At 68.5% G+C, this 24,434-nt stretch carries 22 protein-coding genes; 4 read left to right on the top strand and 18 right to left on the bottom strand.

The window, feature by feature from the left end; translation table 11 throughout:
- Window positions 1-42 precede the first annotated feature (42 nt).
- The 10 genes from QZM15_RS07850 to QZM15_RS07805 all read right to left on the bottom strand — a co-directional run bounded on the left by QZM15_RS07850 (window position 43) and on the right by QZM15_RS07805 (window position 10,591).
- Complete coding sequence (locus QZM15_RS07850) at window positions 43-1,167, bottom strand: ParB/Srx family N-terminal domain-containing protein (protein ID WP_302106182.1); 1,125 nt, start codon at window positions 1,165-1,167, stop codon at window positions 43-45.
- Between the two features lie 147 nt (window positions 1,168-1,314).
- Entirely contained in the window at window positions 1,315-2,268 is a 954-nt protein-coding gene (locus QZM15_RS07845) for an oxygenase MpaB family protein (RefSeq protein ID WP_302106143.1), read from the bottom strand.
- Window positions 2,269-2,292: 24 nt separating this feature from the next.
- Window positions 2,293-3,363, bottom strand: a complete 1,071-nt coding sequence (gene ruvB / locus QZM15_RS07840) for a Holliday junction branch migration DNA helicase RuvB (protein ID WP_059581103.1) — start codon at window positions 3,361-3,363, stop codon at window positions 2,293-2,295.
- A 108-nt stretch (window positions 3,364-3,471) separates the two neighbouring features.
- Complete coding sequence (ruvA, locus tag QZM15_RS07835; protein WP_031402135.1) at window positions 3,472-4,053, bottom strand: Holliday junction branch migration protein RuvA; 582 nt, start codon at window positions 4,051-4,053, stop codon at window positions 3,472-3,474.
- Window positions 4,054-4,236: 183 nt separating this feature from the next.
- The gene (ruvC, locus tag QZM15_RS07830) at window positions 4,237-4,779 is read right to left on the bottom strand and encodes a crossover junction endodeoxyribonuclease RuvC (RefSeq protein WP_059638140.1); all 543 of its coding nucleotides are present in this window, start codon (window positions 4,777-4,779) and stop codon (window positions 4,237-4,239) included.
- 156 nt (window positions 4,780-4,935) lie between these two features.
- A complete protein-coding gene (gene purH, locus QZM15_RS07825; RefSeq protein ID WP_059581113.1) occupies window positions 4,936-6,501 on the bottom strand; it encodes a bifunctional phosphoribosylaminoimidazolecarboxamide formyltransferase/IMP cyclohydrolase in 1,566 nt (521 codons plus the stop codon).
- A 44-nt stretch (window positions 6,502-6,545) separates the two neighbouring features.
- Window positions 6,546-6,779 carry a Fis family transcriptional regulator gene (locus QZM15_RS07820; RefSeq protein ID WP_006476892.1) on the bottom strand — a complete coding sequence of 78 codons (234 nt, stop codon included), beginning with the start codon at window positions 6,777-6,779 and terminating at the stop codon, window positions 6,546-6,548.
- Window positions 6,776-7,843, bottom strand: a complete 1,068-nt coding sequence (gene dusB / locus QZM15_RS07815; protein WP_302106142.1) for a tRNA dihydrouridine synthase DusB — start codon at window positions 7,841-7,843, stop codon at window positions 6,776-6,778. The genes QZM15_RS07820 and dusB overlap by 4 nt, the downstream gene beginning before the upstream one ends.
- 137 nt (window positions 7,844-7,980) lie before the next feature.
- Window positions 7,981-9,168, bottom strand: coding sequence for a UbiH/UbiF/VisC/COQ6 family ubiquinone biosynthesis hydroxylase (locus tag QZM15_RS07810; RefSeq protein ID WP_099316073.1), 1,188 nt, complete (start codon window positions 9,166-9,168; stop codon window positions 7,981-7,983).
- A gap of 37 nt (window positions 9,169-9,205) precedes the next feature.
- Complete coding sequence (locus tag QZM15_RS07805) at window positions 9,206-10,591, bottom strand: aminopeptidase P N-terminal domain-containing protein (RefSeq protein WP_302106141.1); 1,386 nt, start codon at window positions 10,589-10,591, stop codon at window positions 9,206-9,208.
- 184 nt (window positions 10,592-10,775) lie between these two features.
- Between QZM15_RS07805 and QZM15_RS07800 the strand changes: the two genes are divergently transcribed.
- Entirely contained in the window at window positions 10,776-11,390 is a 615-nt protein-coding gene (locus tag QZM15_RS07800; RefSeq protein WP_060965584.1) for a glutathione S-transferase family protein, read from the top strand.
- A gap of 116 nt (window positions 11,391-11,506) precedes the next feature.
- On the opposite strand, the gene QZM15_RS07795 is transcribed toward QZM15_RS07800, so the two are convergent.
- From QZM15_RS07795 to QZM15_RS07785, 3 genes are all read right to left on the bottom strand, one after another.
- On the bottom strand, window positions 11,507-13,126 hold the full coding sequence (locus QZM15_RS07795) for an FMN-binding glutamate synthase family protein (protein ID WP_302106140.1): 1,620 nt from the start codon (window positions 13,124-13,126) through the stop codon (window positions 11,507-11,509).
- A 120-nt stretch (window positions 13,127-13,246) separates the two neighbouring features.
- Window positions 13,247-14,452, bottom strand: a complete 1,206-nt coding sequence (gene mnmA / locus QZM15_RS07790; RefSeq protein WP_059581128.1) for a tRNA 2-thiouridine(34) synthase MnmA — start codon at window positions 14,450-14,452, stop codon at window positions 13,247-13,249.
- On the bottom strand, window positions 14,449-14,958 hold the full coding sequence (locus QZM15_RS07785; RefSeq protein WP_302106139.1) for an NUDIX hydrolase: 510 nt from the start codon (window positions 14,956-14,958) through the stop codon (window positions 14,449-14,451). Before QZM15_RS07785 ends, mnmA begins: the two co-directional genes overlap by 4 nt.
- A 281-nt stretch (window positions 14,959-15,239) precedes the next feature.
- Between QZM15_RS07785 and QZM15_RS07780 the strand changes: the two genes are divergently transcribed.
- The 3 genes from QZM15_RS07780 to QZM15_RS07770 are packed head-to-tail and all read left to right on the top strand — an operon-like array spanning window position 15,240 to window position 18,168.
- A complete protein-coding gene (locus QZM15_RS07780) occupies window positions 15,240-16,379 on the top strand; it encodes a Re/Si-specific NAD(P)(+) transhydrogenase subunit alpha (protein WP_060312663.1) in 1,140 nt (379 codons plus the stop codon).
- Window positions 16,380-16,390: 11 nt separating this feature from the next.
- Window positions 16,391-16,717 carry an NAD(P) transhydrogenase subunit alpha gene (locus tag QZM15_RS07775; RefSeq protein ID WP_006476884.1) on the top strand — a complete coding sequence of 109 codons (327 nt, stop codon included), beginning with the start codon at window positions 16,391-16,393 and terminating at the stop codon, window positions 16,715-16,717.
- A complete protein-coding gene (locus tag QZM15_RS07770; protein ID WP_302106138.1) occupies window positions 16,714-18,168 on the top strand; it encodes an NAD(P)(+) transhydrogenase (Re/Si-specific) subunit beta in 1,455 nt (484 codons plus the stop codon). Before QZM15_RS07775 ends, QZM15_RS07770 begins: the two co-directional genes overlap by 4 nt.
- A gap of 108 nt (window positions 18,169-18,276) precedes the next feature.
- Here the strand turns inward: QZM15_RS07770 and QZM15_RS07765 are convergent, their stop codons facing one another.
- From QZM15_RS07765 to QZM15_RS07745, 5 genes are all read right to left on the bottom strand, one after another.
- Window positions 18,277-18,684: a T6SS amidase immunity protein Tai4 family protein gene (locus QZM15_RS07765; RefSeq protein WP_302106137.1), complete on the bottom strand. Its 408-nt coding sequence runs from the start codon at window positions 18,682-18,684 to the stop codon at window positions 18,277-18,279.
- Window positions 18,685-19,091: 407 nt separating this feature from the next.
- The gene (locus QZM15_RS07760) at window positions 19,092-19,778 is read right to left on the bottom strand and encodes a YafY family protein (RefSeq protein WP_059581139.1); all 687 of its coding nucleotides are present in this window, start codon (window positions 19,776-19,778) and stop codon (window positions 19,092-19,094) included.
- A 73-nt stretch (window positions 19,779-19,851) separates the two neighbouring features.
- Complete coding sequence (locus QZM15_RS07755; RefSeq protein WP_059581142.1) at window positions 19,852-20,256, bottom strand: VOC family protein; 405 nt, start codon at window positions 20,254-20,256, stop codon at window positions 19,852-19,854.
- A gap of 319 nt (window positions 20,257-20,575) precedes the next feature.
- Complete coding sequence (locus tag QZM15_RS07750) at window positions 20,576-21,877, bottom strand: class I SAM-dependent RNA methyltransferase (RefSeq protein WP_059581144.1); 1,302 nt, start codon at window positions 21,875-21,877, stop codon at window positions 20,576-20,578.
- 155 nt (window positions 21,878-22,032) lie between these two features.
- A complete protein-coding gene (locus QZM15_RS07745) occupies window positions 22,033-24,162 on the bottom strand; it encodes a site-specific recombinase (RefSeq protein WP_060312667.1) in 2,130 nt (709 codons plus the stop codon).
- Between the last annotated feature and the right edge of the window lie 272 nt (window positions 24,163-24,434).

Here is a 24,434-nt window from a genome sequence, read left to right as displayed (position 1 = left end):
CGGGCGGCTCCCCGGGGGCCTTGCTGTCTTCCGGCGTGACGCTTACTGCGGCAGCCCGTGACGCGTCTTGTAGTCGAGCGCGTACGCGATCTTGCCGGGCTTGTCGGCCGTGATCGGCTGGCGCAGCTTGTCGAATTCCCCCTTGCTGTATTTCTTCCCGCCGTTGATCGCATCGGCGCGCCCGAGCTCGGCGCCCGTCTTGCCGTCGATCACCGGGTCCGTGGCCGCGACCATCCGCGCAGACGCATTCCAGACCGCATTCAGGTAGCCCTTGTCGGCCTTCGCCGGATCGGGATCGGTCGTGCCGCCGCGCGTCAGGTCGTAGCTCGCCAGCGCGAACGTACCCGGCTGCGCTCGCAGCCAGTCGGCCCAGTAGAACTCGAGGTAGTCGGTTGCTTGCGCGGGCTTGCTGTAGCCGATGTCGCGCGTGAAATAGACGAGCGACCGGTAGCGGTCGTTCGTCATCCCGAGCGTCAGGCCGAGGCCGCTCGGCAGTTGCGCGGTCGCGATCGGCTTGCCTTCGCCGTCCTTCAGGCGCAGATAGCCGCGGCTTTGCATCTGCTGCCAGAACGCGTCGCCCGAGTAGTCGCCGAGGTTGTCCTTGACGACGACGTGCACGTGCAGCGCCGGGCCGCCGTCGGGCGTCTCGTAGTAAGTCGACAGGCCGTGGTGGCCGTCGGTCAGGTACAGCGTATCGCCGTTCGGGCCGATCACGACGGGGTTCAGCACCGAGCGGTCGCGGGCGGTCGCGTCGGTCGTCGCGCACGTGTAGCTGGCCGGATCGCGCAGCGACGATCGGGTCGTGTAACCGCCCGATGCGATGCCGCCGAGGCCCTCGTCCGCGCAGAAGTCGTCGAACTTCTTGTCGGGCTGCAGTTCGTAGCGGCCGAGCTTGTAGTAGATCTGGTCGTAGCCGATCGCGCCCTGCGTCGGATGGAGATCGCCTAGCGTCACGTCGAGCAGGTCGCCGGCGCGGGCGGCTTTCCACTTGCCCGCTTGCGGCGTGGTGGTTGCGGGCGGCGTGGGAGCCGGCGTCGTCGTGCTGCCGGACGGCAGTTGCGCATCCGTGCGCGCGACGGCGGCGACATCGTCGCCTCCACACGCGGCGAGGGCGAGGACGCCGGACAGGCTGGCGGCAAGGGCGAAACGGATCGGCAGGCGTGGCATCACGGGCATCGGGTGTCGTAGCGGGTAGGCGGAACTCCGCGCGGGCCACCGGCGTGCGTGACGAGCCGGACGTGCGACCGTGCGCGAGCGTGTCAGCTTGCCACAGGTATTTGACGGTAAATTGAAATGATCAGAAGAAGCGGATCGTCAGCCAGGCGGGGCGCCGTCGGACGGGGCGGCCGTCGCGCGGCGGCGCGCACGCTTCGACGCGCCGTTGACGAGCGCCCAGCGCAGCACGGGCGCGACCGCGCGTATGCCGGGCCGGACCAGCGCGCGCCGCACCGGCGCGAAGGCCGACACGCCGAGCATGCGCTGCGCCCACGGCGGCAGCAGGTCGATTCCGGCATGCATCACCAGCGACGCGGCAGGCCGCAGCGCCGGCTTCGCGACCGGCACATTCAGCAGGATGGACATCACGTCGAACGTGCGCGGCCCGGCTTCGAGTTCGGGCAGCATGCGCGCGAGATAGGCCGCCACCTCGGCGCGCGAACGCGGCACCGCTTGGGCGCCCAGCAGCTCGGCGATCAGCGCCGTCTCCGCGTAATAGCGGTCCTGCAGTTCGCCCGCCAGCGCTGGATTCACGTAACGCAGATGCGCGGCGAGGAAGCTCGACACTTCCGCGACATGCACCCAGGTCAGCAGCGCGGGATCGTCGGCGCGGTACGGCCGGCCGTCCGGCGCGTTGCCCGAGATGTGCGCGTGGATCGCCTTCACGCGCTCGATCAGCGCGAGCGCGTCCGCGCGGCTGCCGAACGTCGTCCCCGTGATGAACGTGGCGGTGCGCCGCAGACGGCCGAGGATATCGGTGCGGAACGACGAATGATCCCAGACGCCCGCGAGCGCGAGCGGGTGGAGCGCCTGCAGCAGCAGCGCGGCGATGCCGCCTGTCATCATCGACGTGAAATCGGCATGCACGCGCCAGCAGACGGCGTCGGGGCCGAACAGCCCCGGGTCGCCGGGCGGGGAAGAGAGATCGATCGACGGGCCGCCGCCGCCGACCGTCAGGTGCGTGATGCCGGCCACGAGCCGCTTGCGGATCGGCTCGGCCCAGCGCGGGCCCGGCGCGGGTGCGGTGGGGTGGTGGCTGGGCGGCGTCGTCATGGCGGGTGCGACTCGGGCGACGGACTACTTCCCGTCCGGAGTATCCCACTCGTCGCGTTCGGTGCGGCGGGCCTCGGGCACCGACAGCCCGAAGTGGCGATACGTGAGCAGCGTCGCGACGCGCCCGCGCGGCGTGCGCTGCAGGAAGCCCTGCTGGATCAGGTACGGTTCGAGCACGTCCTCGATCGTGTCGCGCTCCTCGCCGATTGCCGCCGCGAGATTGTCGATGCCGACCGGGCCGCCGTCGAACTTGTACAGGATCGCTTCGAGCAGCTTGCGGTCCATCAGGTCGAAGCCGACCGGATCGACGTCGAGCATCGCAAGTGCGGCATCGGCGACGGCCGCGGTGATCTGGCCGTCGGCCTTCACTTCCGCGAAGTCGCGCACGCGGCGCAGGAGCCGGTTCGCGATCCGCGGCGTGCCGCGCGAGCGCTTCGCGATTTCCAGCGCGCCGTTCGGATCGATCTGCGCATTGAGCAGCGACGCCGAGCGCCGCACGATGCGCGACAGTTGATCGGCGTCGTAGAACTCGAGGCGCGCGACGATCCCGAAACGATCGCGCAGCGGGTTGGTCAGCATCCCCGCGCGAGTGGTCGCACCGACCAGCGTGAACGGCTGCAGGTCGAGCTTCACGCTGCGCGCGGCCGGGCCTTCGCCGATCATGATGTCGATCTGGTAATCCTCGAGCGCCGGATACAGGATCTCCTCGACGACCGGCGACAGCCGGTGGATTTCGTCGATGAACAGCACGTCGTTCGCCTCGAGGTTCGTGAGCAACGCGGCGAGATCGCCCGCGCGCTCGAGCACGGGCCCCGACGTCTGGCGCAGGTTCACGCCCATCTCGCGCGCGATGATGTGGGCGAGCGTCGTCTTGCCGAGCCCCGGCGGCCCGAACAGCAGCACGTGGTCGAGCGGCTCGGAGCGGCGTTTCGCGGCTTCGATGAAGATCTCGAGCTGGCCGCGGACCTTTTCCTGGCCGACGTAGTCGTCGAGCTGGCGCGGCCGCAGCGCCCGTTCGAACACCTCCTCGTGCGACGAGGCGGGCGTGGCGGCGATGATCCGCTGCTCGGTGGCGAGTTTGTCGGTTTCAATCATGCGGCCATTGTACCGCGCGACGGAGCCCGGGCCACCTGGCCGAACGGCCGACTGGCGCGCGCCGCGCGGCGGCGCGACACTGGCTTCGACGGCCGGATCGACCGCGCGTTACGCCTTCGACAACGCCTTCAGCGCGAGCTTGATGCCTTCGGACACGCCGGTGCCGGCCGGCACGTTCTTGATCGCGGCAAGGCCTTCCTTCTCGGAGTAGCCGAGCGCCAGCAGCGCGTTGAGGATGTCGGTCGCGTGGTCGGACGGCGAAGCCGCGCCGGCGAGCGCGCCGAGGTCGGCGCCGAGCTTGCCCTTCAGCTCGAGCAGCAGGCGCTCGGCCGTCTTCTTGCCGATGCCGGGCAGGCGCGTGAGGCGTGCGGCGTCCTGCATCGTCACGGCCTGGGCGAGCTCCTGGACGCTCATGCCGGACAGCACGGCGAGCGCCATGCGCGCGCCGATGCCGGTGATCTTCAGCAGCTCGCGGAAGGTCGTGCGTTCCTGCGGCGTCAGGAAGCCGTACAGCAGGTGTGCGTCTTCGCGGACGATCTGCTGCGTGAGCAGCACGATGCGTTCGCCCGTTTGCGGCAGGTTGTAGAAGGTGCTCATCGGCACGTCGATTTCATAGCCGACGCCGTTGCAGTCGACGAGCAGATGAGGCGGGTTCTTTTCGAGCAGGATGCCGGCGATGCGACCGATCATGGAGGACGGGATGCGAGGAAGAAAGCGCGAGTGTAGCGCACGCGCGGCGCGATGCCGATGGGCGCGGCCGTCAGGCCGAAGCGGCGCGTGTCGCGGGCATGTCGGGCGTGGGTGAAACGATCGAGGCGGCCAACGCAGCCCGCGGAGTCGAGCCGACGCGCGCGGCCGCGGTGCGCGGCAGCGTCAGCCGACCAGCCTGCCGCGCCGCACGCGCAGCCCTTTCTGCGCGAGCGCCGGCGCGAGCCCGCCCAGCGTGCTGAGCGTGTTGCCGCCGTGCGCGTGGCAGATCGCCATGCCGAGCGCGTCGGCGGCGTCCGAGCCCGGCTGGCCGGACAGGTTGAGCAGCCGCGTGACCATGTCCTGCATCTGCGTCTTGGTCGCGCGGCCGTAGCCGACCACGGCCTGCTTGAGCTGCAGCGCCGTGTATTCGGCGACCGGCAGCCCGCCCGCGACGAGCCCGCAGATCGCGGCGCCACGTGCCTGGCCGAGCAGCAGCGTCGACTGCGGGTTCACGTTGACGAACACCTTTTCGATCGCGGCCTGGTCGGGCGCGTGTTCGCGCACGATCGTCGAGATGCCCTGGAAGATCGTGCCGAGCCGGGTGGCCAGGTCGGCCGTCGGCGTGCGGATCACGCCGCTCGTGACATAGGCGAGCCGATGGCCGCTGACGTCGATGACGCCGAAGCCGGTGACGCGCAGACCGGGGTCGATGCCGAGAATTCGCATGAGTGAGGAGAGTGGCGTGATGCAGCGATACTACAACGAATGGGGCGGCAAGCCGGTCGCGCGGTCGCGCGCGAAGGCGCCGCGCAATAAAAAACCCGGCGGAGGTGATGCCGCCGGGTTCCGGTGCAGCGGCCGCGCGGGGGCCGCATGCGGCGATCAGTGACGGAAGTGGCGCACGCCCGTCAGGATCATCGCGATGTTGTGCTCGTCGGCTGCCGCGATCACTTCGTCGTCGCGCATCGAGCCGCCCGGCTGGATCACGCAGGTCGCGCCGGCCGCCACGACCACGTCGAGGCCGTCGCGGAACGGGAAGAACGCATCCGACGCGACGGCCGAGCCGGCGAGCGTCAGCCCCGCGTTCTGCGCCTTGATGCTCGCGATACGGGCGGAATCGACGCGGCTCATCTGGCCGGCGCCGACGCCGAGCGTCATGCCGTTGCCGCAGAACACGATCGCGTTCGACTTCACGTACTTCGCGACGCGCCATGCGAACAGCAGGTCGTCCATTTCCTTCGGCGTCGGGTGGCGCTTCGTGACGACGCGCAGCTCGTGCGGCTGCACGTTCTTCGAATCGAGCGACTGCACGAGCAGGCCGCCGCCCACGCGCTTCAGGTCGAATGCGTTGTGGCCGTCGCCCAGCGCGATTTCGAGCAGGCGCACGTTCTGCTTCGCGGCGAACACCTGCTTCGCGGCGTCGGAGAACGACGGCGCGATCAGCACTTCGACGAACTGCTTCGCCACCGCTTGCGCGGCCGCTTCGTCGACTTCGCGGTTGAACGCGATGATGCCGCCGAATGCGGAGGTCGGGTCGGTCTGGAATGCCTTCGCGTACGCGTCGGCCGAGTCGTTGCCAACCGCGACGCCGCACGGGTTCGCATGCTTGATGATCACGCAGGCCGGCGCGTCGAACGTCTTCACGCATTCCCACGCCGCGTCCGAATCCGCGATGTTGTTGTACGACAGTTCCTTGCCCTGCAGCTGGCGGTAGTTCGCCAGCGCGCCGGCCGGCGCCGCGAGGTCGCGGTAGAACGCCGCGCTCTGGTGCGGGTTCTCGCCGTAGCGCAGGTCCTGCACCTTGTCGAACGCCAGGTTCAGCGTGGCCGGGTACGTGCTGCGCGATGCGTGCTTCAGCTCGTCGGTCAGGCTGGTCAGGTAGTTCGTGATCGCGCCGTCGTATTGCGCGGTGTGCGCGAACACCTTCGTCGCGAGACGGAAGTTGGTCGGGTAGCCGACGGTGTTGCCGTTCGCCTTCATTTCGTCGAGCACGACCGCGTAGTCGGCCGGGTCGACCACGACGGTCACGTCGCGGTGGTTCTTCGCGGCCGAGCGCAGCATCGTCGGGCCGCCGATGTCGATGTTCTCGATCGCGTCGGCGAGCGTGCAGTCGTCCTTCGCGATCGTCGCGACGAACGGATACAGGTTCACGACGAGCAGGTCGATCGTCGGGATGCCGTGCTGCTCCAGCGCCTGCATGTGCTCGGGCAGGTCGCGGCGGGCGAGGATGCCGCCGTGCACCTTCGGGTGCAGCGTCTTCACGCGCCCATCGAGCATTTCCGGGAAGCCCGTGTAATCGGCCACTTCGGTCACGGGCAGGCCGGCGTCGGCGAGGAGTTTCGCGGTGCCGCCCGTCGACAGCAGCTTGACGCCGAGGTCGGACAGCGACTTCGCGAAGTCGACGATGCCGGTCTTGTCGGAAACGGAAATGAGCGCTTGCTTGATCATGATGGAACCACCAATAGCCAGGGAAACGGGGACGGGACGGCCGCCTACAGCAGGCCGTGCTGCTGCAGCTTCTTGCGCAGCGTATTGCGATTGATGCCGAGGTACTCGGCGGCGAGCGACTGGTTGCCGCCGGCCTGTACGAGCACGACCTCGAGCATCGGCTTTTCGACGCAGGACATCACCATTTCATAGACGTCGTGCGGATTGGAGCCGTCTAGATCCCGGAAATACACGTCCAGGCTCTCGCGGACACATTGTTCGATGTTGTGCTTGCTCATGCTGCTAACTGGTTATGGTCGTCCGGCTCGCCCCGGCCGTTTTCCGCTTCGTCATCGACGTAGACGAGGTGGTCCGACAGCGCTTTTTGCGCCTCGAAGAATGCATTGACGGCGGCGAGCTGCTCGCGGGTGGAATCGAGCGTGTTCATTCGGTGCCGGAACCCGTTGGCACCGGAAAGGCCGCGAGTGTACCAGCCGATGTGCTTGCGCGCAGTACGGACGCCGGTGAATTCGCCATAGAAAGCGTAGTGGTCTTCCAGGTGTTCGTTCATCACGTGCTGGATCTCGTCGATCCGCGGCGGGGGCAGCAGCTCGCCGGTTTGCAGGAAATGATCGATTTCGCGGAACAGCCACGGCCGGCCTTGCGCGGCGCGACCGATCATCAGCGCGTCGGCGCCGGTTGCGTCGAGCACGGCCTTCGCCTTGGCGGGCGACGTGATGTCGCCGTTCGCGACGACCGGAATCCGCACGGCCGCCTTCACGGCCGCGATGGTGTCGTACTCGGCGTCGCCGCGGTACAGGTCGGCGCGCGTGCGGCCATGCACGGTGAGCATCGAGATGCCGGCCGCTTCGGCCAGGCGCGCGACCGTGAGCGCGTTCTTGTGCTCGCGGTCCCAGCCGGTGCGGATCTTCAGCGTGACGGGCACCGCATCGGGCCCGGTGCCGACCGCCGCGACGACGGCCTCGACGATCCGCTGCACGAGCGGCTCGTTCTGCAGCAGCGCGGAGCCGGCCGCGACGTTGCAGACCTTCTTTGCCGGGCAGCCCATGTTGATGTCGATGATCTGCGCGCCGTTGTCGACGTTGTAGCGGGCCGCTTCGGCCATCATCGCCGGATCGGCGCCGGCGATCTGAACCGCGATCGGCTCGACCTCGCCTTCGTGGTTCGCGCGCCGCATCGTCTTCGCGCTCTTCCACAGCTGCGCGTTGGACGCGACCATCTCGGACACCGCGTAACCGGCCCCCAGCCGCTTGCACAGCTGGCGGAACGGACGATCCGTCACCCCGGCCATCGGGGCGACGAACAGGTTGTTACGCAATACGTGAGGGCCGATAACGGGCATCGCAATGGCGCCGCCCGCGACACGCGCGGGCAGGGGAAGGGAAGGCGGAAAACGGGCATTTTACCGTATTCCCATGCCCCGCCGATTTGACCCGGTTTGCCTGGTGTGCCCGGAGGGGCCGTACGGTGCGCCGCGCGTCAGTTGCGCTGGCCGAACATCATCTGGCGAGCGATCGCCTTCTTGAGCGGCGGCACGAATTCGAGCGCGGTGAGCGCCGCGCCGCGCAGCAGCGGAAGCGGGCCCGAGTCGATCGTAAACAGGCGCGCCAGCGTGTCGGTCGCGCCGATCGTGAGGCGCCGGTCGAGCGCGCGGCGCGCGTTGAAGGTCGCGAGCGCGGTCGCTTCGAAGCCTTGCGCGGAGAGTGCGTCGACGAGCGTATGCGCATCGCGCAGCCCGAGGTTGAGCCCCTGGCCCGCGACCGGATGCAGCGTTTGCGCGGCGTTGCCGACGATCGCGATGCGGCCGCTCACGAGCGTTTGCGCCGCGCTCAGCCCGAGCGGGAACGACGCCCGCCCCGCGATCGCGACGAACCGGCCCATCCGCTCGCCGAATGCCGCGCCGAGCTCGCCAAGGAAAGCGTCGTCGGGCAGCGCCGCGCGGCGTGCGGCCTCGTCGGGCGTGCAGCACCATACGAGCGAATACTCGGCCTGACGCGGCCCGCCGAGCGGCAGCAGCGCGAGCGGGCCTTCGTGCGTGAAGCGCTCCCACGCGACGTTCGGGCGCGGTGCCGATACCGTGACCGTCCCCACGATCGCGGTCTGCCCGTAATCGCGGCGATGCTTGCCCGTATCGGCGTGCCGTTCATGAAACAGCCCGCCTTCGGCATTGATGACGATGCGCGCGCGCAGCGTGCGTTCGCCCTGAGGGCCGTCGAGCGTCAGCGTGACGCCGTCGGTGTCCTGCCGCGGCGTGCGTGCGGTGGTGGACGTGAGCCAGTCGACCCGCGTGTCGCGCACGGCGCCCGCAAGCGCCTGCACGATCGAGCCGTAACGCACGACGTAGCCGAGCGCGGCGAGCGCGTGTTCGTCGCGGTCGATCAGCGTGCGGCCGAAATGGCCGCGTTGCGACACGTGGATATGTTCGATCGGCGTGGCGTCGGCCGGCCACGCGAGCGTGTCGAGCAGCACGCGGCTGCCGTGCGATACGGCGATCGCGCGCGGGTCGTTCGCGCTCGCGGCAGGTTCGCGCGCGTCGATCAGCGCGATCGACGCATGCTGGGTCGCGCTGCGGCGTGCGAGCCAGCCGGCGAGCGCGAGTCCGACGGGGCCCGCGCCGACGATGGCGAGGTCGTAATCCGGCGTGGCCGGCGAGGAAGCGGTCGTCATCTTGATTCGTGAAACGGAGGTAACGGTCGGCGGCCGGTCATGCGTCCGCGCGCATCAGCGCCTCGATCTCGTCGGCCGCGACCGGCACGCCGCGCGTGATCAGCTCGCAGCCGTGCTCGCGCACGATCGCGTCGTCCTCGATGCGGATGCCGATGTTCCAGTACTCGGGCGGCACGTCGTCGGCCGCGCGCACGTACAGGCCGGGCTCGACGGTGAGCGTCATGCCCGGCTTCAGCGTGCGCCACGGCAGCGCGCCGTTCGCGTCGCGCGCGGCGAGCCGCTCGCGATAGTCGCCGCAGTCGTGCACGTCCATCCCGAGCCAGTGGCCGGTGCGGTGCATGTAGAAGCGCGTGTATGCGCGCTCGGCGATCACGTCGTCGACGTTCGAGAAGCGCGTTTTCGGGATGATGCCGGTATCGAGCAGCCCCTGCGCGAGCACGCGTACGGCCGCATCGTGCGGCGCCTCGAACGGCACGCCCGCGCGCGTCGCGTCGATCGCGGCCTGCTGCGCGGCGAGCACGATGTCGTACAGCGTGCGCTGCGCGGGCGAGAAGCGGCCGTTGGCCGGGAACGTGCGCGTGATGTCCGATGCATAGCCGTCGAGTTCGCAGGCGGCGTCGATCAGGATCAGGTCACCGTCCCGCGCGGCCGCGTTGCCGGCCGGGTAGTGCAGCACGCACGCATTCGCGCCGGCCGCGACGATCGACCCGTACGCGGGCGCCTGCGCGCCGTGCTTGCGGAACAGGTACAGCAGCTCGGCCTCGAGTTCGTATTCGCGGATGCCGGGGCGGCACGCCTGCATCGCGCGGCGGTGCGCGAGCGCGGAGATGTGCGCGGCGCGCATCATGATCGCGAGTTCGTGTTCGTCCTTCACGAGCCGCATGTCGTCGAGCAGCGGCGTGAGGTCGAGCAGCGCGTCCGGCGCGGCGACGCCCGTGCGTGCCTGCGCGCGCACCGCGTCGATCCAGCCGGCGAGCCGGCGCTCGAACTCGGCCGACGCGCCGAACCGGTAATGCACGGTGCCCGCATCGGCGAGCAGGCGCGGCATCTCGGTGTCGATCACGTCGACCGCGAATGCGGCATCGAAGCCGAACGCGTCGCGCGCGGCGTCGGGCCCGTAGTGAAAGCCTTCCCAGATTTCGCGGTCGACGTTCCTGGCGCGGCAGAACAGGATCGATTCCGGCGCGCCGTGCGGCGCGGCCGCGTTCAGCACGAGCACGGCATCCGGCTCGGCGAAGCCCGTCAGGTAATGGAAGTAGCTGTCGAACCGGTACGGGTAGGCCGTATCGCGGTTGCGCAGCATTTCCGGCGCGGTGGGGACGATGGCGACGCCGCCGCCCGCGGCACGCAGTGCGGCAAGCACGCGTTCACGGCGCTGGCGGTAGACGTCGACGGCGATGGCGGTATCGAGGGGCGCGTTCATTCGTGCGATTGTAGCGCCGCGCGCCGCGGTGCGTGAGAGTGGGGCGGAAGCCGCGCCGGCCGGGCCGCGCGCGGCGGCTGTTGCAAACCATCCACAGGCCGGACGGCCGATTTTCTACCCGGCCGCGCGGGCCGGTTATGATCGGCGACAACGTATACTCGCGGCGGTTCCCTTAAAAAGGCAGATGATGAAATTAATCGGTTCGCTCAGCAGCCCGTACGTCCGAAAGGCGCGGATCGTGCTTGCCGAAAAGAAGATCGACTACAAGCTGGAGCTCGAGAATGTGTGGGCGCCGGAGACGGATATTCACGCGTCGAATCCGCTCGGCAAGGTCCCGTGCCTCGTGATGGAGGATGGCGCCGCGGTGTTCGATTCCCGCGTGATCTGCGAATACGTCGATACGCTGTCGCCGGTCGGCAAGCTGATTCCGCCGTCGGGCCGCGAGCGACTCGAAGTGCGGTGCTGGGAAGCACTGGGCGACGGCGTGCTCGACGCGGCCGTCGCGATCCGCCTCGAACACACGCTGCGGGAAGAAGCGCAGCGCAGCCCGAGCTGGATCGCGCGCCAGCAGCGCAAGATCGACGACGCGCTCGTCGCGATGTCGCAGGGTCTCGGCGGCAAGACGTGGTGCGTCGGCAATCATTACACGCTCGCCGACATCGCACTCGGCTGCGCGCTCGGCTATCTCGACTTCCGGATGCCCGAGCTCAACTGGCGCGATCGCCACCCGAACCTCGACAAGCACTTCGTGAAGCTGCAGCAGCGACCGTCGTTCGCCGATACGCTGCCGCAGAACTGAGCCGCGGCCCGGCCTTCACGCATTCGCCAGACGAAAGAAAAGCAAGAGCGCCCCGCGGGGCGCTTTTGCTTTTGCGGCGCGGGCCGGCCGCCGTCGTAACGGGGTGGCCGTGCGCTTTACTCGATCGACGCGTACACGGCTTCGCCGAGCGTGAACGAATCGCTGCGCGCGAGCGGCCACCACTTGTCGTACAGCGAGAAGCCGCAGGTCTGGCCGTCGAGCAGCGCACCGGGTTTCAGGTATTTCAGCAGTTGCGACATCAGCCGCACTTCGTGCGGCGCGACCCGCTGCACGATGTGGTGCGCGCGCAGCTCGGACGGATGCGCGAGGCCGGCCGCCTGCACGAGTTCCTGCAGCGCATGCAGCGTATTGCGGTGGAAGTTGTACACGCGCTCGGCCTTGTCGGGCACGACGAGCGCCCGCTGGCGCACCGGGTCCTGCGTCGCGACGCCGGTCGGGCAGCGGTCGGTATGGCAGTGCTGCGCCTGGATGCAGCCGACCGCGAACATGAAGCCGCGCGCCGAGTTCACCCAGTCCGCGCCGATCGCGAGCGTGCGCGCGATGTCGAACGCGGTGATGATCTTGCCGCTCGCGCCGATCTTCACGCGGTCGCGCACGCCGATCCCGACGAGCGTGTTGTGCACGAGCAGCAGCCCTTCCTGCAGCGGCACGCCGACGTGGTCGGTGAATTCGAGCGGCGCCGCGCCCGTGCCGCCTTCCGCGCCGTCGACGACGATGAAGTCGGGCACGATGCCCGTCTCGAGCATCGCTTTCGCGATCCCGAAGAATTCCCACGGATGGCCGATGCACAGCTTGAAGCCGGTCGGCTTGCCGCCGGACAGCGTGCGCAGCCGTTCGACGAATTCGAGCAGCCCGCGCGGCGTCGAGAATTCCGAGTGCGTCGCGGGCGAGATGCAGTCCTTGCCCATCGGCACGCCGCGCGTCTCCGCGATTTCCGGCGTGATCTTCGCGGCCGGCAGCACGCCGCCGTGGCCGGGCTTCGCGCCTTGCGACAGCTTCACCTCGATCATCTTGACCTGCGGATCGGCGGCCTGCTTCGCGAACTTGTCCGGGTTGAAGGTGCCGTCGTCGTTGCGGCAGCCGAAGTAGCCGGACGCGATTTCCCAGATGATGTCGCCGCCGTTCTCGCGGTGGTATTTCGACAGCGAGCCTTCGCCAGTGTCGTGCGCGAACCCGCCTTTCTTCGCGCCGAGGTTCAGCGAGCGGATCGCGTTCGCGGACAGCGAGCCGAAGCTCATCGCCGAGATGTTGAAGATCGAAATGTCGTACGGCTGCGCGCGATTCGCGCCGACGCGGATACGGAAATCGTGGTTCGGCAGCTTCGTCGGCGCGAGCGAATGGCTGATCCATTCGTGCGCGACGGCCTTCACGTTCAGTTCGGTGCCGTACGGGCGGTTGTCGGCGACGTTCTTCGCGCGCTGGTAGACGAGGCTGCGCTGCGCGCGCGAGAACGGTTTTTCGTCGGTGTCGTCCTCGACGAAGTACTGGCGGATTTCAGGCCGGATGAATTCGAACAGGAAGCGGAAGTGGCCCCACAGCGGGTAGTTCCGCAGGATCGCGTGGCGGTCCTGGTTCAGGTCGTACAGGCCGAGCGCGACGAGGGCGATGGGGATGACGATCCACAGCCAGGAAAGGAGGTGGACCGACGCGAGTGCGGCCGCGGCGACGAGCAGCAGGACGGCGCACCACATCGCGAGGTAGCGTCTGGAAAGCATGGGGGACTCCGTAAGAATCTTGAGATACCGCCATGCGTACGCTGCGAAGGCGGCGCGCCGGCCGCGACGGAATCGTGTTCCGCCGGGCGCGGCGTGCCGCAAGTCTAAACCGAATGGGTGTCAGCGTGCTTCGGCGAGCGCCGGCGCGTGGGCCGCCGCCGCAGCCTGACCGGGCTGGCCGGTCGCCGCGGATTCGATGATGCCGCCGCCCAGACAGATCTCGCCGTCGTACAGCACGGCCGACTGGCCGGGCGTGACGGCCCACTGCGCGTCGTCGAACGCGAGCGAGAAGCGCGCCTCGCCTGCCGGGCCGGCTGCCGCGGCGTCGATCGCGGCCCGGCCTAGCGCGGCCCGACCTGTCGCGGCTCGACCGAATACGCACGCCGCATCGGCCTGCCGGTAGCGCGTCTTCGCGCCGCACGCGAAGCCGTCCGCCGGCGGCTCGCCGGCGACCCAGCTCACGTTGCCGGCGACGAGTTCGCGCGACAGCAGCCACGGATGATCGTGGCCCTGCACGACGTACAGCGTGTTCGACGCGATGTCCTTCGCGGCGACGAACCACGGCTCGCCGCTGCCGCTCTTGCTGCCGCCGAGCCCGATGCCCTTGCGCTGGCCGAACGTGTAGAACGCGAGGCCGATGTGCTCGCCGACCACCTTGCCGTCGGGCGTCTTCATCGGGCCGGGCTTCGTCGGAAGATAACGGTTCAGGAAATCGCGGAACGGCCGCTCGCCGATGAAGCAGATGCCGGTCGAATCCTTCTTCTTCGCATTCGGCAACCCGATCTGCGCGGCGATCTCGCGCACCTTCGTCTTCGGGATCTCGCCGAGCGGGAACATCGTCTTCGACAGCTGCGCCTGGTTCAGCCGGTGCAGGAAGTACGACTGGTCCTTCGTGTGATCGAACGCCTTCAGCAGTTCGAAACGCCCGTCGCGTTCGCGCACGCGCGCATAGTGGCCGGTCGCGATCATTTCCGCGTCGAGCGACATCGCGTGGTCGAGGAACGCCTTGAACTTGATCTCGGCGTTGCACAGCACGTCGGGGTTCGGCGTGCGGCCGGCCGAGTATTCGCGCAGGAATTCGGCGAACACGCGATCCTTGTATTCCGCCGCGAAGTTGACGGCTTCCACGTCGATGCCGATCAGGTCGGCCACCGACACGACGTCGATCCAGTCCTGGCGCGTCGAGCAGTACTCGCCGTCGTCGTCGTCTTCCCAGTTCTTCATGAACAGGCCGACCACGTCGTAGCCCTGTTCCTTCAGCAGCCACGCGGTCACCGACGAATCGACGCCGCCCGACATGCCCACCACTACACGGCGCTTGCTCATTTGCCGACCGCCTGACGTTCGAATGCCTCGGGGCGCGGGGCGACCGAGTGCGTGTGTACGAAATCGAGCGGAATGCGCCGCCCGGCGAGATAGTCGTCGACGCAGCGCATCACCGCGGGCGAACGATGGCGCTCGCTGCAGGCGCGCAACTCGTCGGCCGTCATCCACAGCGTGCGGACGATGCCGTCGTCGAGCACGTGGCCCGCGACCGGTTCGCCGGCCGTGCCGCAGAACGTGAAGCGCAGGTAGGTCGCGCCGGCGTTGCCGGGGCGGTCATAGTGCGCGAGATAGACGCCGACGAGCGCGTCGGGCGTGAACGGGTGCGCGGCTTCCTCCAGCGTTTCGCGGATCACGGCGTCGGCTAGCGTCTCGCCGGCTTCGAGATGACCGGCCGGCTGGTTGATGCGCAGGCCCGTCGAGGTTTCTTCCTCGATCACGAGAAAGCGGCCGGCGCGCTCGACGAGCGCGGCGACCGTCACATGCGGGGTCCAGATTTCGGGTTTCATGGTTCGGCATTTTACCGGTTGCGCCCGAACGCTGCCGGCCGTTCCGTTAGACGAATCCGACCCTTTCGGATTCGTCGGCCCCGGGGGACATGGCGGCGCGGATCAAACCGACGTCGCATTCGAGCACGATCGTGCGGAAAGTGCTGGCGGGGCCATCACTTTCGGTTAAAGTGCAGCGTGAACGCCGTTGCTCGTGAGCCGGTAAGTCAGCCTGTCCGGCTCGTTGTGCAGTAAAAAGATCGCAAGAAAAGAAATACTGACAATGACTGGAGGAACTGACGATGCATATTGGAGTGCCTGCTGAAACGCGGGCCAACGAGGCGCGTGTGGCCGCGACGCCGGAAACCGTGAAGAAATACGCGGCGGCCGGCCATCGGGTCAGTATCGCGAAAGGGGCCGGCACCGCGGCCAGCTATCCCGACGAAGCCTATGCGGCCGCCGGCGCCGAATTGACCGACCAGTCGGCCGCTTTCGACGCCGACCTCGTGCTGAAGGTCCAGGCGCCCACCGACGCCGAACTGCCGTCGCTCAAGCGCGGCACCGTGCTGATCGGCATGCTCGAGCCGTTCAATGGCGAGCAGGCGGCGAAACTCGCCGCGGCCGGCGTGACCGGTTTCGCACTCGAGGCCGCGCCGCGCACGACGCGCGCGCAGAGTCTCGACGTGCTGTCGTCGCAGGCGAACATCGCCGGCTACAAGGCCGTGCTGGTGGCCGCGTCGCTGTATCCGCGCTTCATGCCGATGCTGATGACGGCCGCGGGTACCGTGAAGGCGGCGCGCGTGCTGATTCTCGGCGCGGGCGTCGCGGGCCTGCAGGCGATCGCGACCGCGAAGCGGCTCGGCGCCGTGATCGAGGCGTCCGACGTGCGGCCGGCCGTGAAGGAGCAGATCGAGTCGCTCGGCGCGAAATTCCTCGACGTCCCGTTCGAAACCGACGAAGAGCGCGAAGCCGCGCAGGGTGTCGGCGGCTATGCGCGCCCGATGCCGCCGTCGTGGCTCGGCCGCCAGGCCGCGCTCGTGCACGAGCGCGCGAAGCAGGCCGACATCGTGATCACCACCGCGCTGATTCCGGGGCGCCCGGCGCCGACGTTGATCTCGGTGGAGACCGTGCAGTCGATGAAGCCCGGCGCGGTGCTCGTCGATCTCGCGGCCGGCCGCGGCCCGGAATTCGACGGCCGCAAGGGCGGCAACTGCCCGCTGACCGTCGCCGACCAGGTGATCGTGCACAACGGCGTGACGATCGCCGGCTACACGAACCTCGCGTCGATGGTCGCGTCGGACGCGTCGGCGCTGTACGCGCGCAACCTGCTCGATTTCATGAAGCTGATCGTCACGAAGGAAGGCACGCTGAACATCGACCTGACCGACGACATCGTCGCCGCGACGCTGCTGTGCCGCGACGGCGAAGTCACGCGCAAATAACGGAGGAGACCATGGAAGTCATCAATCACACGGTGATCAACGTGATCATCTTCGTGCTGGCGGTGTACGTCGGCTACCACGTCGTCTGGAACGTCACGCCGGCGCTGCATACGCCGCTGATGGCCGTGACCAACGCGATCTCGGCGATCGTGATCGTCGGCGCGATGCTCGCGGCGGCGCTCACCGTCGGCGCGACCGGCAAGTTCTTCGGCACGCTCGCGGTCGCGCTCGCGGCCGTCAACGTGTTCGGCGGCTTTCTCGTGACGAGGCGAATGCTCGAGATGTTCCGCAAGAAGGAGCCCAAGCGTGTCGAGGGCGGCAAGGAGGGCGCGCGATGAGCATGAACGTCGTCACGCTGCTGTACCTCGTCGCGTCGGTGTGCTTCATCCAGGCGCTGAAGGGGCTGTCGAACCCGAAGAGCGCGCGCCGCGGCAACCTGTTCGGGATGGTCGGGATGGCCATCGCGATCCTCACGACCCTCGCGCTGATCGTCAAGCAGGCCGCGTGGCTCGGCGCGAACCTGCCGCTCGGCCTCGCGCTCGTGCTCGGCGCGCTGATCGTCGGCGGCGGCGTCGGGGCATTCGTCGCCGCGCGCGTCGAGATGACGAAGATGCCGGAACTCGTCGCGGCGATGCACTCGCTGATCGGTCTCGCGGCCGTGTGCATCGCGTATGCGGTGGTGTCGGAGCCGGAAGCGTTCGGGCTCGTGCCGCAGGACGCGGTGTCGTCGAGCTTCATCCCGTACGGCAACCGCGTCGAGCTGTTCATCGGCACGTTCGTCGGCGCGATCACGTTCTCCGGTTCGGTGATCGCGTTCGGCAAGCTGTCGGGCAAGTACAAGTTCCGGCTGTTCCAGGGCGCGCCGGTCGTGTACGCGGGCCAGCACCTGATCAACCTGATGCTCGCGATCGCGATGCTCGGCTTCGGCATCCTGTTCTTCATCACGCAGGCGTGGCTGCCGTTCATCATCATGACGGCGATCGCGTTCGTGCTCGGCGTGCTGATCATCATCCCGATCGGCGGCGCGGACATGCCGGTGGTCGTGTCGATGCTGAACTCGTACTCGGGCTGGGCCGCGGCCGGCATCGGCTTCTCGCTGAACAACGCGATGCTGATCATCGCCGGTTCGCTGGTCGGCTCGTCGGGCGCGATCCTGTCGTACATCATGTGCCATGCGATGAACCGCTCGTTCTTCAACGTGATCCTCGGCGGGTTCGGCGGGGAAGCGGCGGCCGGCGGCGCGGGTGGCGCGCAGGAGCAGCGGCCGGTGAAGTCGGGTTCGGCCGACGACGCGGCGTTCATGCTCGGCAACGCGGAATCGGTCGTGATCGTGCCGGGTTACGGGCTCGCCGTCGCCCGTGCGCAGCACGCGCTGAAGGAGCTGACCGACAAGCTGGTCGAGAAGGGCATCGACGTGAAGTACGCGATCCACCCGGTCGCCGGGCGGATGCCGGGGCACATGAACGTGCTGCTCGCGGAAGCGGAAGTGCCGTACGAGATCGTGCACGAGATGGAGGACATCAACGGCGAATTCGGCCAGGTGGACGTGGTGCTCGTGCTCGGCGCGAACGACGTCGTGAACCCGGCGGCGAAGAACGATCCGAAATCGCCGATCGCGGGGATGCCGATCATCGAGGCGTACAAGGCGCGCACGGTGATCGTCAACAAGCGCTCGATGGCGGCCGGCTACGCGGGCCTCGACAACGACCTGTTCTACATGGACAAGACGATGATGGTGTTCGGCGATGCGAAGAAGGTCATCGAGGACATGGTGAAGGCCGTCGAGTGACGACAGGGCAGCGCGCCGGCTGCGTTCATGACGGCGCGAATGCGGTCGTGCGCATGCCATGACATGTGCAATGCAGGGGGCGCACGTATTGGCCCCCGCCGCGCAGCGCTAGCGCGCTTTTGTCAGCCGATCGGAAAGCGCGTCGAGTTCCCGACTGTGGAAGAGGTCGATGCACTTCATCGTATTGAACGACGCTGGAATCGATCCGCTGTATTGTCGTTCGACATACCGTTGCGTGAGCGTGCGGAGCGCGTCGCAGGCCTCGATTGGCTGATCGCCGGATTCCAGATAGGCGCTTGCGGTGGCATTGGCGTCGTCACGATCGCGGGTATCGTGCGCGATCCCGGCCAGGCAAACGCTGAGTGCCCAGTTCTTCAGCAACGTTTTTTGCGAATGCCGTTCGACAGCATGGCGAGCATCGGGGGCCGCGACCGTGGCTTGGGGTGCCGCCGTGACGGGGCCGATTGCGAGAGCCATTGCGAGCGCGAGCAGCGGGTCTTTCAGCGCAATACCCATATCGATGCGGTTTCCGGAATCCGTGTCCCGACTTCATCGACTGAAACTTTGACTCTCATGAAGGCGTGCCATGCACTGGAGAATGGCGGTCTCGACATGTTGTTAATCCAATCGCGGAATTGACTGAGAGGCGCGAGCCGATTCCTCAAATCCTCAGGATCATGGGCGGATCGTGTCGTGAAAAAATCGACAAGCAAGCTCGATTGTGCGCAGTGCTGACGATTCAGAAAATGGGACGTGTATGGAAAATCTCGCCGGTTTCGTTGATTGTGCGACGAACGGTTCCGTCCGACCGCTACGTTCCAAGAAGCGGTCGGTACGGAAATTCGAATGAAAACGAGAGAGATTCGAAAGTGACGGCGCCGATTTTCCCGGCGCCGTTTTCCATCCCGCGGCGGCCCGATGCGTCACTTCATCGGCGCTTCCGCGATCCGCATGTAGTCGGCGATCCGCCGGCCTTCCATGTCCGGAAACTGCTCGTGCACGGTGATGTCGCCCATCCGCGCGATGTCGAAGGTGCGGAAATCGCCGCGCAGCTCGCACCACGCGCCGATCGTCCAGCGCCCGCCCCAGTAGACGAGCCCGAGCGGCCATACGCGGCGCTGCGAATGCGCGCCGAGCCGGTCGCGATAGGCGAAGCTGACGATGTGGCGCGTGTCGATCGCCTGGTGGATCGCGTCGACCTTCGCGCAAAACGTCTCGTCGATGTGGAACGACGGCGCGAACACGGGCAGCCGGTCGAGCGCCGTACGCTTGTCGGCCGGCATCGCCGACGCGATCTTCGCGAGCGCCGAGCGCGCGCCGCTCGCGAAGCGCGCACCGCCCCAGGTTTCGAGCATCCGCGCGCCGGTGGCGAGCGCCGCCAGCTCCTCGGCCGTGAACGTGAGCGGCGGCAGGCTCGCGTTGCGGTTCAGCCGGTAACCGATGCCGGCTTCGCCTTCGATCGGCACCCCTGACAGTTGCAGGTCGCGCACGTCGCGATAGACCGTGCGCGGCGACACCGACAGCCAGTCGGCCAGTTGCTGCGCGGTCGTGAGACGACGCCCGCGCAACAGCTCGGCGATCTGGAACAGACGGTCGGCACGGCGGGTCATGACGGCACCTCGATTCCTCTGGCTACGGGGACTTCGCGATGATAGCGCCGCGCCGGCCCGCTGACCGCTGCGCTCAGTGGCATTTCGGCGCGTGCAGGCCGACGCGGTTGCCTTCCGTGTCGATCAGGTAGCCGACGTAGCCGTAGTTGTTCGGCAGCTCGACGACCGAGCCCTGCACGACACCGCCCGCGCGCTTCGCGCGTTCGAGCGCGGCGACGACCGATTCGCCGGCGTTCAGGTAGACGAGCACGCCGTTCGCGCTCGGCTTCATCTGCTGCGGATCGAACACGATGCTGCCGCCCGTGCTCGACGCTTCGTGATCGAACATCGCCATCGGCACGCCGCCGATGACCTCGCGCTGCAACGTGGTTTGCAGCACGGTTTCGTAGAAGCGGATCGCACGGTCGAAATCGAGGGACGGAATGTCGAACCACGCGATCGCGCGTTCCAGGGTTGCGGTTGCAGTTGCGGACGTCATGACGAGCTCCTTGTTGTTCGGGTTGTTCTGGACGGAAACCAGCCTTGCATTGCGCCGGGATTGCAGTGTGAGCGGGGGCTCCTGACAGCGTGCTGTCAGTAGTGATGGCGGTGCTGACAAAAGGCCCCGCCGGCCGCATCGGCGGCGTGCGCCCGGGCGGCGGCGCGTACGAGGCCGGCGGAGCGGATCGCGGAGCGGGCGCGGCACGCTTGCATCGATGCCGCGCAAAGCAAAACGCCCGGCGGATGCCGGGCGTCATCGGAGTGTCAGCAGGCGGCAGCGGCCGCCGCGACGTTCGCGCGAGTTCGGCGCGTCAGGGTCAGGCGTCGCCTTCCTGCGCGGCCGGGCGCGCCTTCACGCTGCCTGCGATCAGGTCGAAGCGGAACAGCCGGCATTCGAGCGCGCCGTTGAACAGCGGCGTCTTGGCCGATTCGCGCAGCCGCAACTGGCCGGGCAGCGAACGGTCGGACGTCAGCAGGAACGCCTGCCAGCCCGTGAAGCGCTGCTTCAGCGCATCGCCGAGCGCGTTGAAGAACTCGCTGTCCGGCGCGTCGGTGTGCGTGCGGCGAAACGCGTCGTCGTTGCCGCGGTTGCGGCCGGTCTCGCGCACCTCGCCGCGCGCGCTGCGGCCGCGCACTTCGATCCGCTCGCCGTACGGCGGGTTCGCGAGAAGGATGCCCGGCCCGTCGCACGGCGGCGTCATCCCGCGCGCGTCGACCTGCTTGAGCCACACCGACGGCACGCCCGCGCGCTCGAGGTTCGCGCGTGCCTTCTCGAGCATGTCGCCGGAGATGTCGCTGCCGTACACGCCGAGCGCTTCGCCGCGCTGGGCCCGCGCCGCGCGCTTCGCGTCGAGCGCCGGGACCTTCAGCCCCTGCCACGCGGTGATGTCGTACTGCTTGAGCTTTTCGAAGCCGAACCGGCGCTCGACGCCCGGCGCCACGCCGAGCGCGATCTGCGCGGCTTCCGCGAGGAACGTGCCGCTGCCGCACATCGGGTCGTACAGCGCGGTACCGGGCTTCCAGCCCGTCAGCCGCAGGATGCCGGCCGCGAGGTTCTCGCGCAGCGGCGCCGCGCCCTTGTCGAGGCGCCAGCCGCGCTTGAAGAGCGGCTCGCCCGACGTGTCGAGGTACAGCGTGCATTCGCCCGCGGTGAGGAACGCGAACACGCGCACGTCCGGCGCACCGGTGTCGATGCTCGGGCGCGAGCCGGTTTTCTCGCGCATCCGGTCGCAGATCGCATCCTTCACGCGCAGTGTCGTGAATTCGAGGCTCTTCAGCGGCGACTTGATCGCGGTGATGTCGATGCGCAGCGTCTGCGTCGACGCGAACCAGCGTTCCCACGGCTGCTCGAGCGCGAGCGCGTAGACGTCCTGCTCGTTGCGGTACGGGCCGTGCGCGATCTTCAGCAGGATCCGGCTCGCGATCCGCGAATGGAGGTTGGCGGCCATGCCGGCGGCCCAGCCGCCGCTGAAATGGACGCCGCCCGGCACCTGCGCGCCCGCGGTGAACGGCGCGCCGTTCAGGTGGCGGCCGGCGATTTCGGCCAGCTCGGCGGCAAGCGCCGCTTCGAGGCCGCGCGGGCAGGGGGCGAAGAATTCGAACAGGGTGGGCGAGGACATAAGGCGGGTGAGGACGTGCAAAAGTCCACTATTGTACGCGGCGCGGGCGACCGGGCCGGCGTTTCGGCGCGGCGGCGCCGGCGCAACCGCCGTTCGCGCGCGCCGGCAGGGGCGGCGAGGCGGGGGCCGGCCGGGCGCCGCCGCCTCGCCGCCGGTCAGTGCGCGCCCGGCTGGCCGACGCGCGTGCTCGGATTGCCGGCCGGCCAGAACAGCGCCAGCGGATTCGACAGCATCGTGCGGACGATCGCCGCGACGAGCGCGCGCACCTTGGTCGGGCGCAGGCTGCGCGAGCGCACGGCCATCGTGAACGCGAGCGCGAAGCTCACGAGCACGTTGAGGATCGCCATGCTGAGCACGCCGGCGGCGGCCCACCACAGCTCGGGCGTGCCGAGCGCACCCTTGCCCAGTACGCCGAGCGCGACCCCGATCGAGCCGGCCGACAGCGTCACGTGCCGCACCTCGAACGGGAACATGAACACGGTGACGATCGCCGGGACGAGGCCGAGCATCAGGCCGAGACCGACGTTCGCGACCACGCCGGCGACGTTCGACCGGCAGAAGTGCGCGAGCTTCGCGGCGCCGGCCGCGCCGAGCGTGAGGCGCAGCCGGCGGTTGTACGTGAGCGCGTCGCCGACCCGGTGCAGCACGAACCAGTTGTCGGCCCAGCCCGCGAGCAGGCTCGACGCCCACAGCAGCACGCCCGTCAGCGCCGCGTAGAACGGCGTCGGGCCCAGCAGCGAGAACGAATGCAGCGTCGCGTGCGCCTTCTCCGGCGAAATCACGTTCGTGTGCAGCACGTTGGCCGCGAACAGCTGCACGAGCAGGCACACGGGCAGCACGACGAGCACGTTGCCGGAAATCGCGGCCGCCTGCGTGCGGATCAGCGCGATCACCGATGCGACGAACGCCTTCACGCCGTCGTCGTGGCCGGTGTCGTCGAGCTCGCGCGCGAGCGTCGGCGCGGTCATCGCGGGCTGCTTGGTCGCGAGCGTGAAGTGCAGGAAGTGCATCAGCATGAAGCTGGCCGCGTAGTTGATGCCCGCGAGCAGCCCTTCGAGCATCGACTGCAGGTGCGCGCCCGTGATCGCGAACTTCACGCATACCGTCGCGACGGTGACGAGGCCGCCGCCCGCGGCCATCCGCAGCATCTTCAGGTACTCGGCGCGGCCGCGCGAGATGTAGTGTTCGCCGGTGTCCGCGTTGGTCTCGACGAGCTTGCGCGCGAACAGCGAGAAGTTGCTGCGCACGAGGTGCGCGACGCTCTGGCTGTTCTGGTTCGCGTCGACGAGCTCCGCCGTCAGGTGCGCCATTCCGTGCAGGTCGTCGCGCGCCATCCACGCGTTGAGCAGCGTTTCCGCGCGCAGGATGCGCATGCGCATCCGCTCGACCTGGAACACGATGTCGACCGACACGCCGTTGCGGTACAGGTGCGCGAACACGTCGTCGACGGCGATCCGGCATTCGTCGAGCAACACGCGCAGGTAGTTCACCTCGTGCAGCAGCTTGCTCGGGTCGCCGCCGTCCTCGACGGCCGCATGCGCGGTCTCGACCGCGAGCATCGCGCGCGTGAGGCGGTAGAACGGCTGCGATTCGAGCGGCTGGCGTTCCAGCGGCTTGCGCGCGTCGTCGTCGGACAGCCGGCTGCGCACCGTCTGCGACAGGCCCGTCGAGCTGATCTGGCAGGTCAGGTTGTGCAGCGCGGCCAGCAGGTCGCGCGAGAACGAGCCGGGCTCGTGGCGCTCTTCGTCGGTGACGTCGAACGACAGCAGTTGGGCGAGGCGCGCGAGCAGGTCGTCGGGCAGCGCGTCGATCCATTTCGCGTCCTCGGGCGCGGGGAACATCAGCGTGAACAGCGCCGACAGCTCGCGGCGGTTCGGCGCGGGCGGGATCAGCGACGAGTCGATCCGCTCGAACAGCGCGCCGAAGAAGCCCGAATGCACGGGCATGCCGGCGTCGCACAGCAGCGAGATGCCGTCGCACTCGCGCAGGATGCCGCGCAGAATGCGCGCGGCGTGCGCTTTCCACGCGGGGTTGCGATCGAGCACATGGAACAGGTAGCGCAGCCGCGCATGGGCCGGATACGCGCGCGTGTCGGCGTCGCGCGCGACCGGCGCGTCCTGCACCGTGCCGGTGCGGCGCAGCCAGTGCGCGAGCTCGATCAGCCATTCGCTGCGCTCGGCGTACGACGCGTCGGCGTCGGCGTGCGCGAGCAGCGCATCGAGCTGGTGACCGGCATTGCGCGACGCGCGCCACTTCTTGATCAGGGTCGTCAGGGAACGAAACATAAACGGAATAGCGAAAGCCCGGGACGGGCGGGTTCGGGATGCCGGCCGGGAAAACGGCGCGGCGCCGGTGAGCACGGGTGAGACGGGGCCGGTGGCCGGACGACGCGCGGCGACCCGCGATGCGGCTGCCCCGCCGCGGTGCACGCGATTCGCGTGCGGGCGCCGGGAGGCACGGCGGTCGGGCTGAACGCGGCCCGGCGCCGCTGGCTGGCGCGCACGACGAACGGCGCAAGCCTGAAAGTGCGTAGGATCGTCAATCGGGCCGGAAAACG

It is taken from the genome of Burkholderia sp. AU44665 (assembly GCF_030504405.1).
Lineage (GTDB): Bacteria > Pseudomonadota > Gammaproteobacteria > Burkholderiales > Burkholderiaceae > Burkholderia > Burkholderia semiarida.
Note: the sequence above shows the minus strand (reverse complement) of the source record. Positions and strands in the feature narration are given on the sequence as shown.

What these genes read in the sequence shown, in the direction of transcription:
- QZM15_RS07850 (WP_302106182.1), bottom strand. Translation starts at nt 1,167, where the DNA reads ATGCCACGCCTGCCGATCCGTTTCGCCCTTGCCGCCAGCCTGTCCGGC.
- QZM15_RS07845 (WP_302106143.1), bottom strand. Translation starts at nt 2,268, where the DNA reads ATGACGACGCCGCCCAGCCACCACCCCACCGCACCCGCGCCGGGCCCG.
- ruvB (WP_059581103.1), bottom strand. Translation starts at nt 3,363, where the DNA reads ATGATTGAAACCGACAAACTCGCCACCGAGCAGCGGATCATCGCCGCC.
- ruvA (WP_031402135.1), bottom strand. Translation starts at nt 4,053, where the DNA reads ATGATCGGTCGCATCGCCGGCATCCTGCTCGAAAAGAACCCGCCTCAT.
- ruvC (WP_059638140.1), bottom strand. Translation starts at nt 4,779, where the DNA reads ATGCGAATTCTCGGCATCGACCCCGGTCTGCGCGTCACCGGCTTCGGC.
- purH (WP_059581113.1), bottom strand. Translation starts at nt 6,501, where the DNA reads ATGATCAAGCAAGCGCTCATTTCCGTTTCCGACAAGACCGGCATCGTC.
- QZM15_RS07820 (WP_006476892.1), bottom strand. Translation starts at nt 6,779, where the DNA reads ATGAGCAAGCACAACATCGAACAATGTGTCCGCGAGAGCCTGGACGTG.
- dusB (WP_302106142.1), bottom strand. Translation starts at nt 7,843, where the DNA reads ATGCCCGTTATCGGCCCTCACGTATTGCGTAACAACCTGTTCGTCGCC.
- QZM15_RS07810 (WP_099316073.1), bottom strand. Translation starts at nt 9,168, where the DNA reads ATGACGACCGCTTCCTCGCCGGCCACGCCGGATTACGACCTCGCCATC.
- QZM15_RS07805 (WP_302106141.1), bottom strand. Translation starts at nt 10,591, where the DNA reads ATGAACGCGCCCCTCGATACCGCCATCGCCGTCGACGTCTACCGCCAG.
- QZM15_RS07800 (WP_060965584.1), top strand. Translation starts at nt 10,776, where the DNA reads ATGATGAAATTAATCGGTTCGCTCAGCAGCCCGTACGTCCGAAAGGCG.
- QZM15_RS07795 (WP_302106140.1), bottom strand. Translation starts at nt 13,126, where the DNA reads ATGCTTTCCAGACGCTACCTCGCGATGTGGTGCGCCGTCCTGCTGCTC.
- mnmA (WP_059581128.1), bottom strand. Translation starts at nt 14,452, where the DNA reads ATGAGCAAGCGCCGTGTAGTGGTGGGCATGTCGGGCGGCGTCGATTCG.
- QZM15_RS07785 (WP_302106139.1), bottom strand. Translation starts at nt 14,958, where the DNA reads ATGAAACCCGAAATCTGGACCCCGCATGTGACGGTCGCCGCGCTCGTC.
- QZM15_RS07780 (WP_060312663.1), top strand. Translation starts at nt 15,240, where the DNA reads ATGCATATTGGAGTGCCTGCTGAAACGCGGGCCAACGAGGCGCGTGTG.
- QZM15_RS07775 (WP_006476884.1), top strand. Translation starts at nt 16,391, where the DNA reads ATGGAAGTCATCAATCACACGGTGATCAACGTGATCATCTTCGTGCTG.
- QZM15_RS07770 (WP_302106138.1), top strand. Translation starts at nt 16,714, where the DNA reads ATGAGCATGAACGTCGTCACGCTGCTGTACCTCGTCGCGTCGGTGTGC.
- QZM15_RS07765 (WP_302106137.1), bottom strand. Translation starts at nt 18,684, where the DNA reads ATGGGTATTGCGCTGAAAGACCCGCTGCTCGCGCTCGCAATGGCTCTC.
- QZM15_RS07760 (WP_059581139.1), bottom strand. Translation starts at nt 19,778, where the DNA reads ATGACCCGCCGTGCCGACCGTCTGTTCCAGATCGCCGAGCTGTTGCGC.
- QZM15_RS07755 (WP_059581142.1), bottom strand. Translation starts at nt 20,256, where the DNA reads ATGACGTCCGCAACTGCAACCGCAACCCTGGAACGCGCGATCGCGTGG.
- QZM15_RS07750 (WP_059581144.1), bottom strand. Translation starts at nt 21,877, where the DNA reads ATGTCCTCGCCCACCCTGTTCGAATTCTTCGCCCCCTGCCCGCGCGGC.
- QZM15_RS07745 (WP_060312667.1), bottom strand. Translation starts at nt 24,162, where the DNA reads ATGTTTCGTTCCCTGACGACCCTGATCAAGAAGTGGCGCGCGTCGCGC.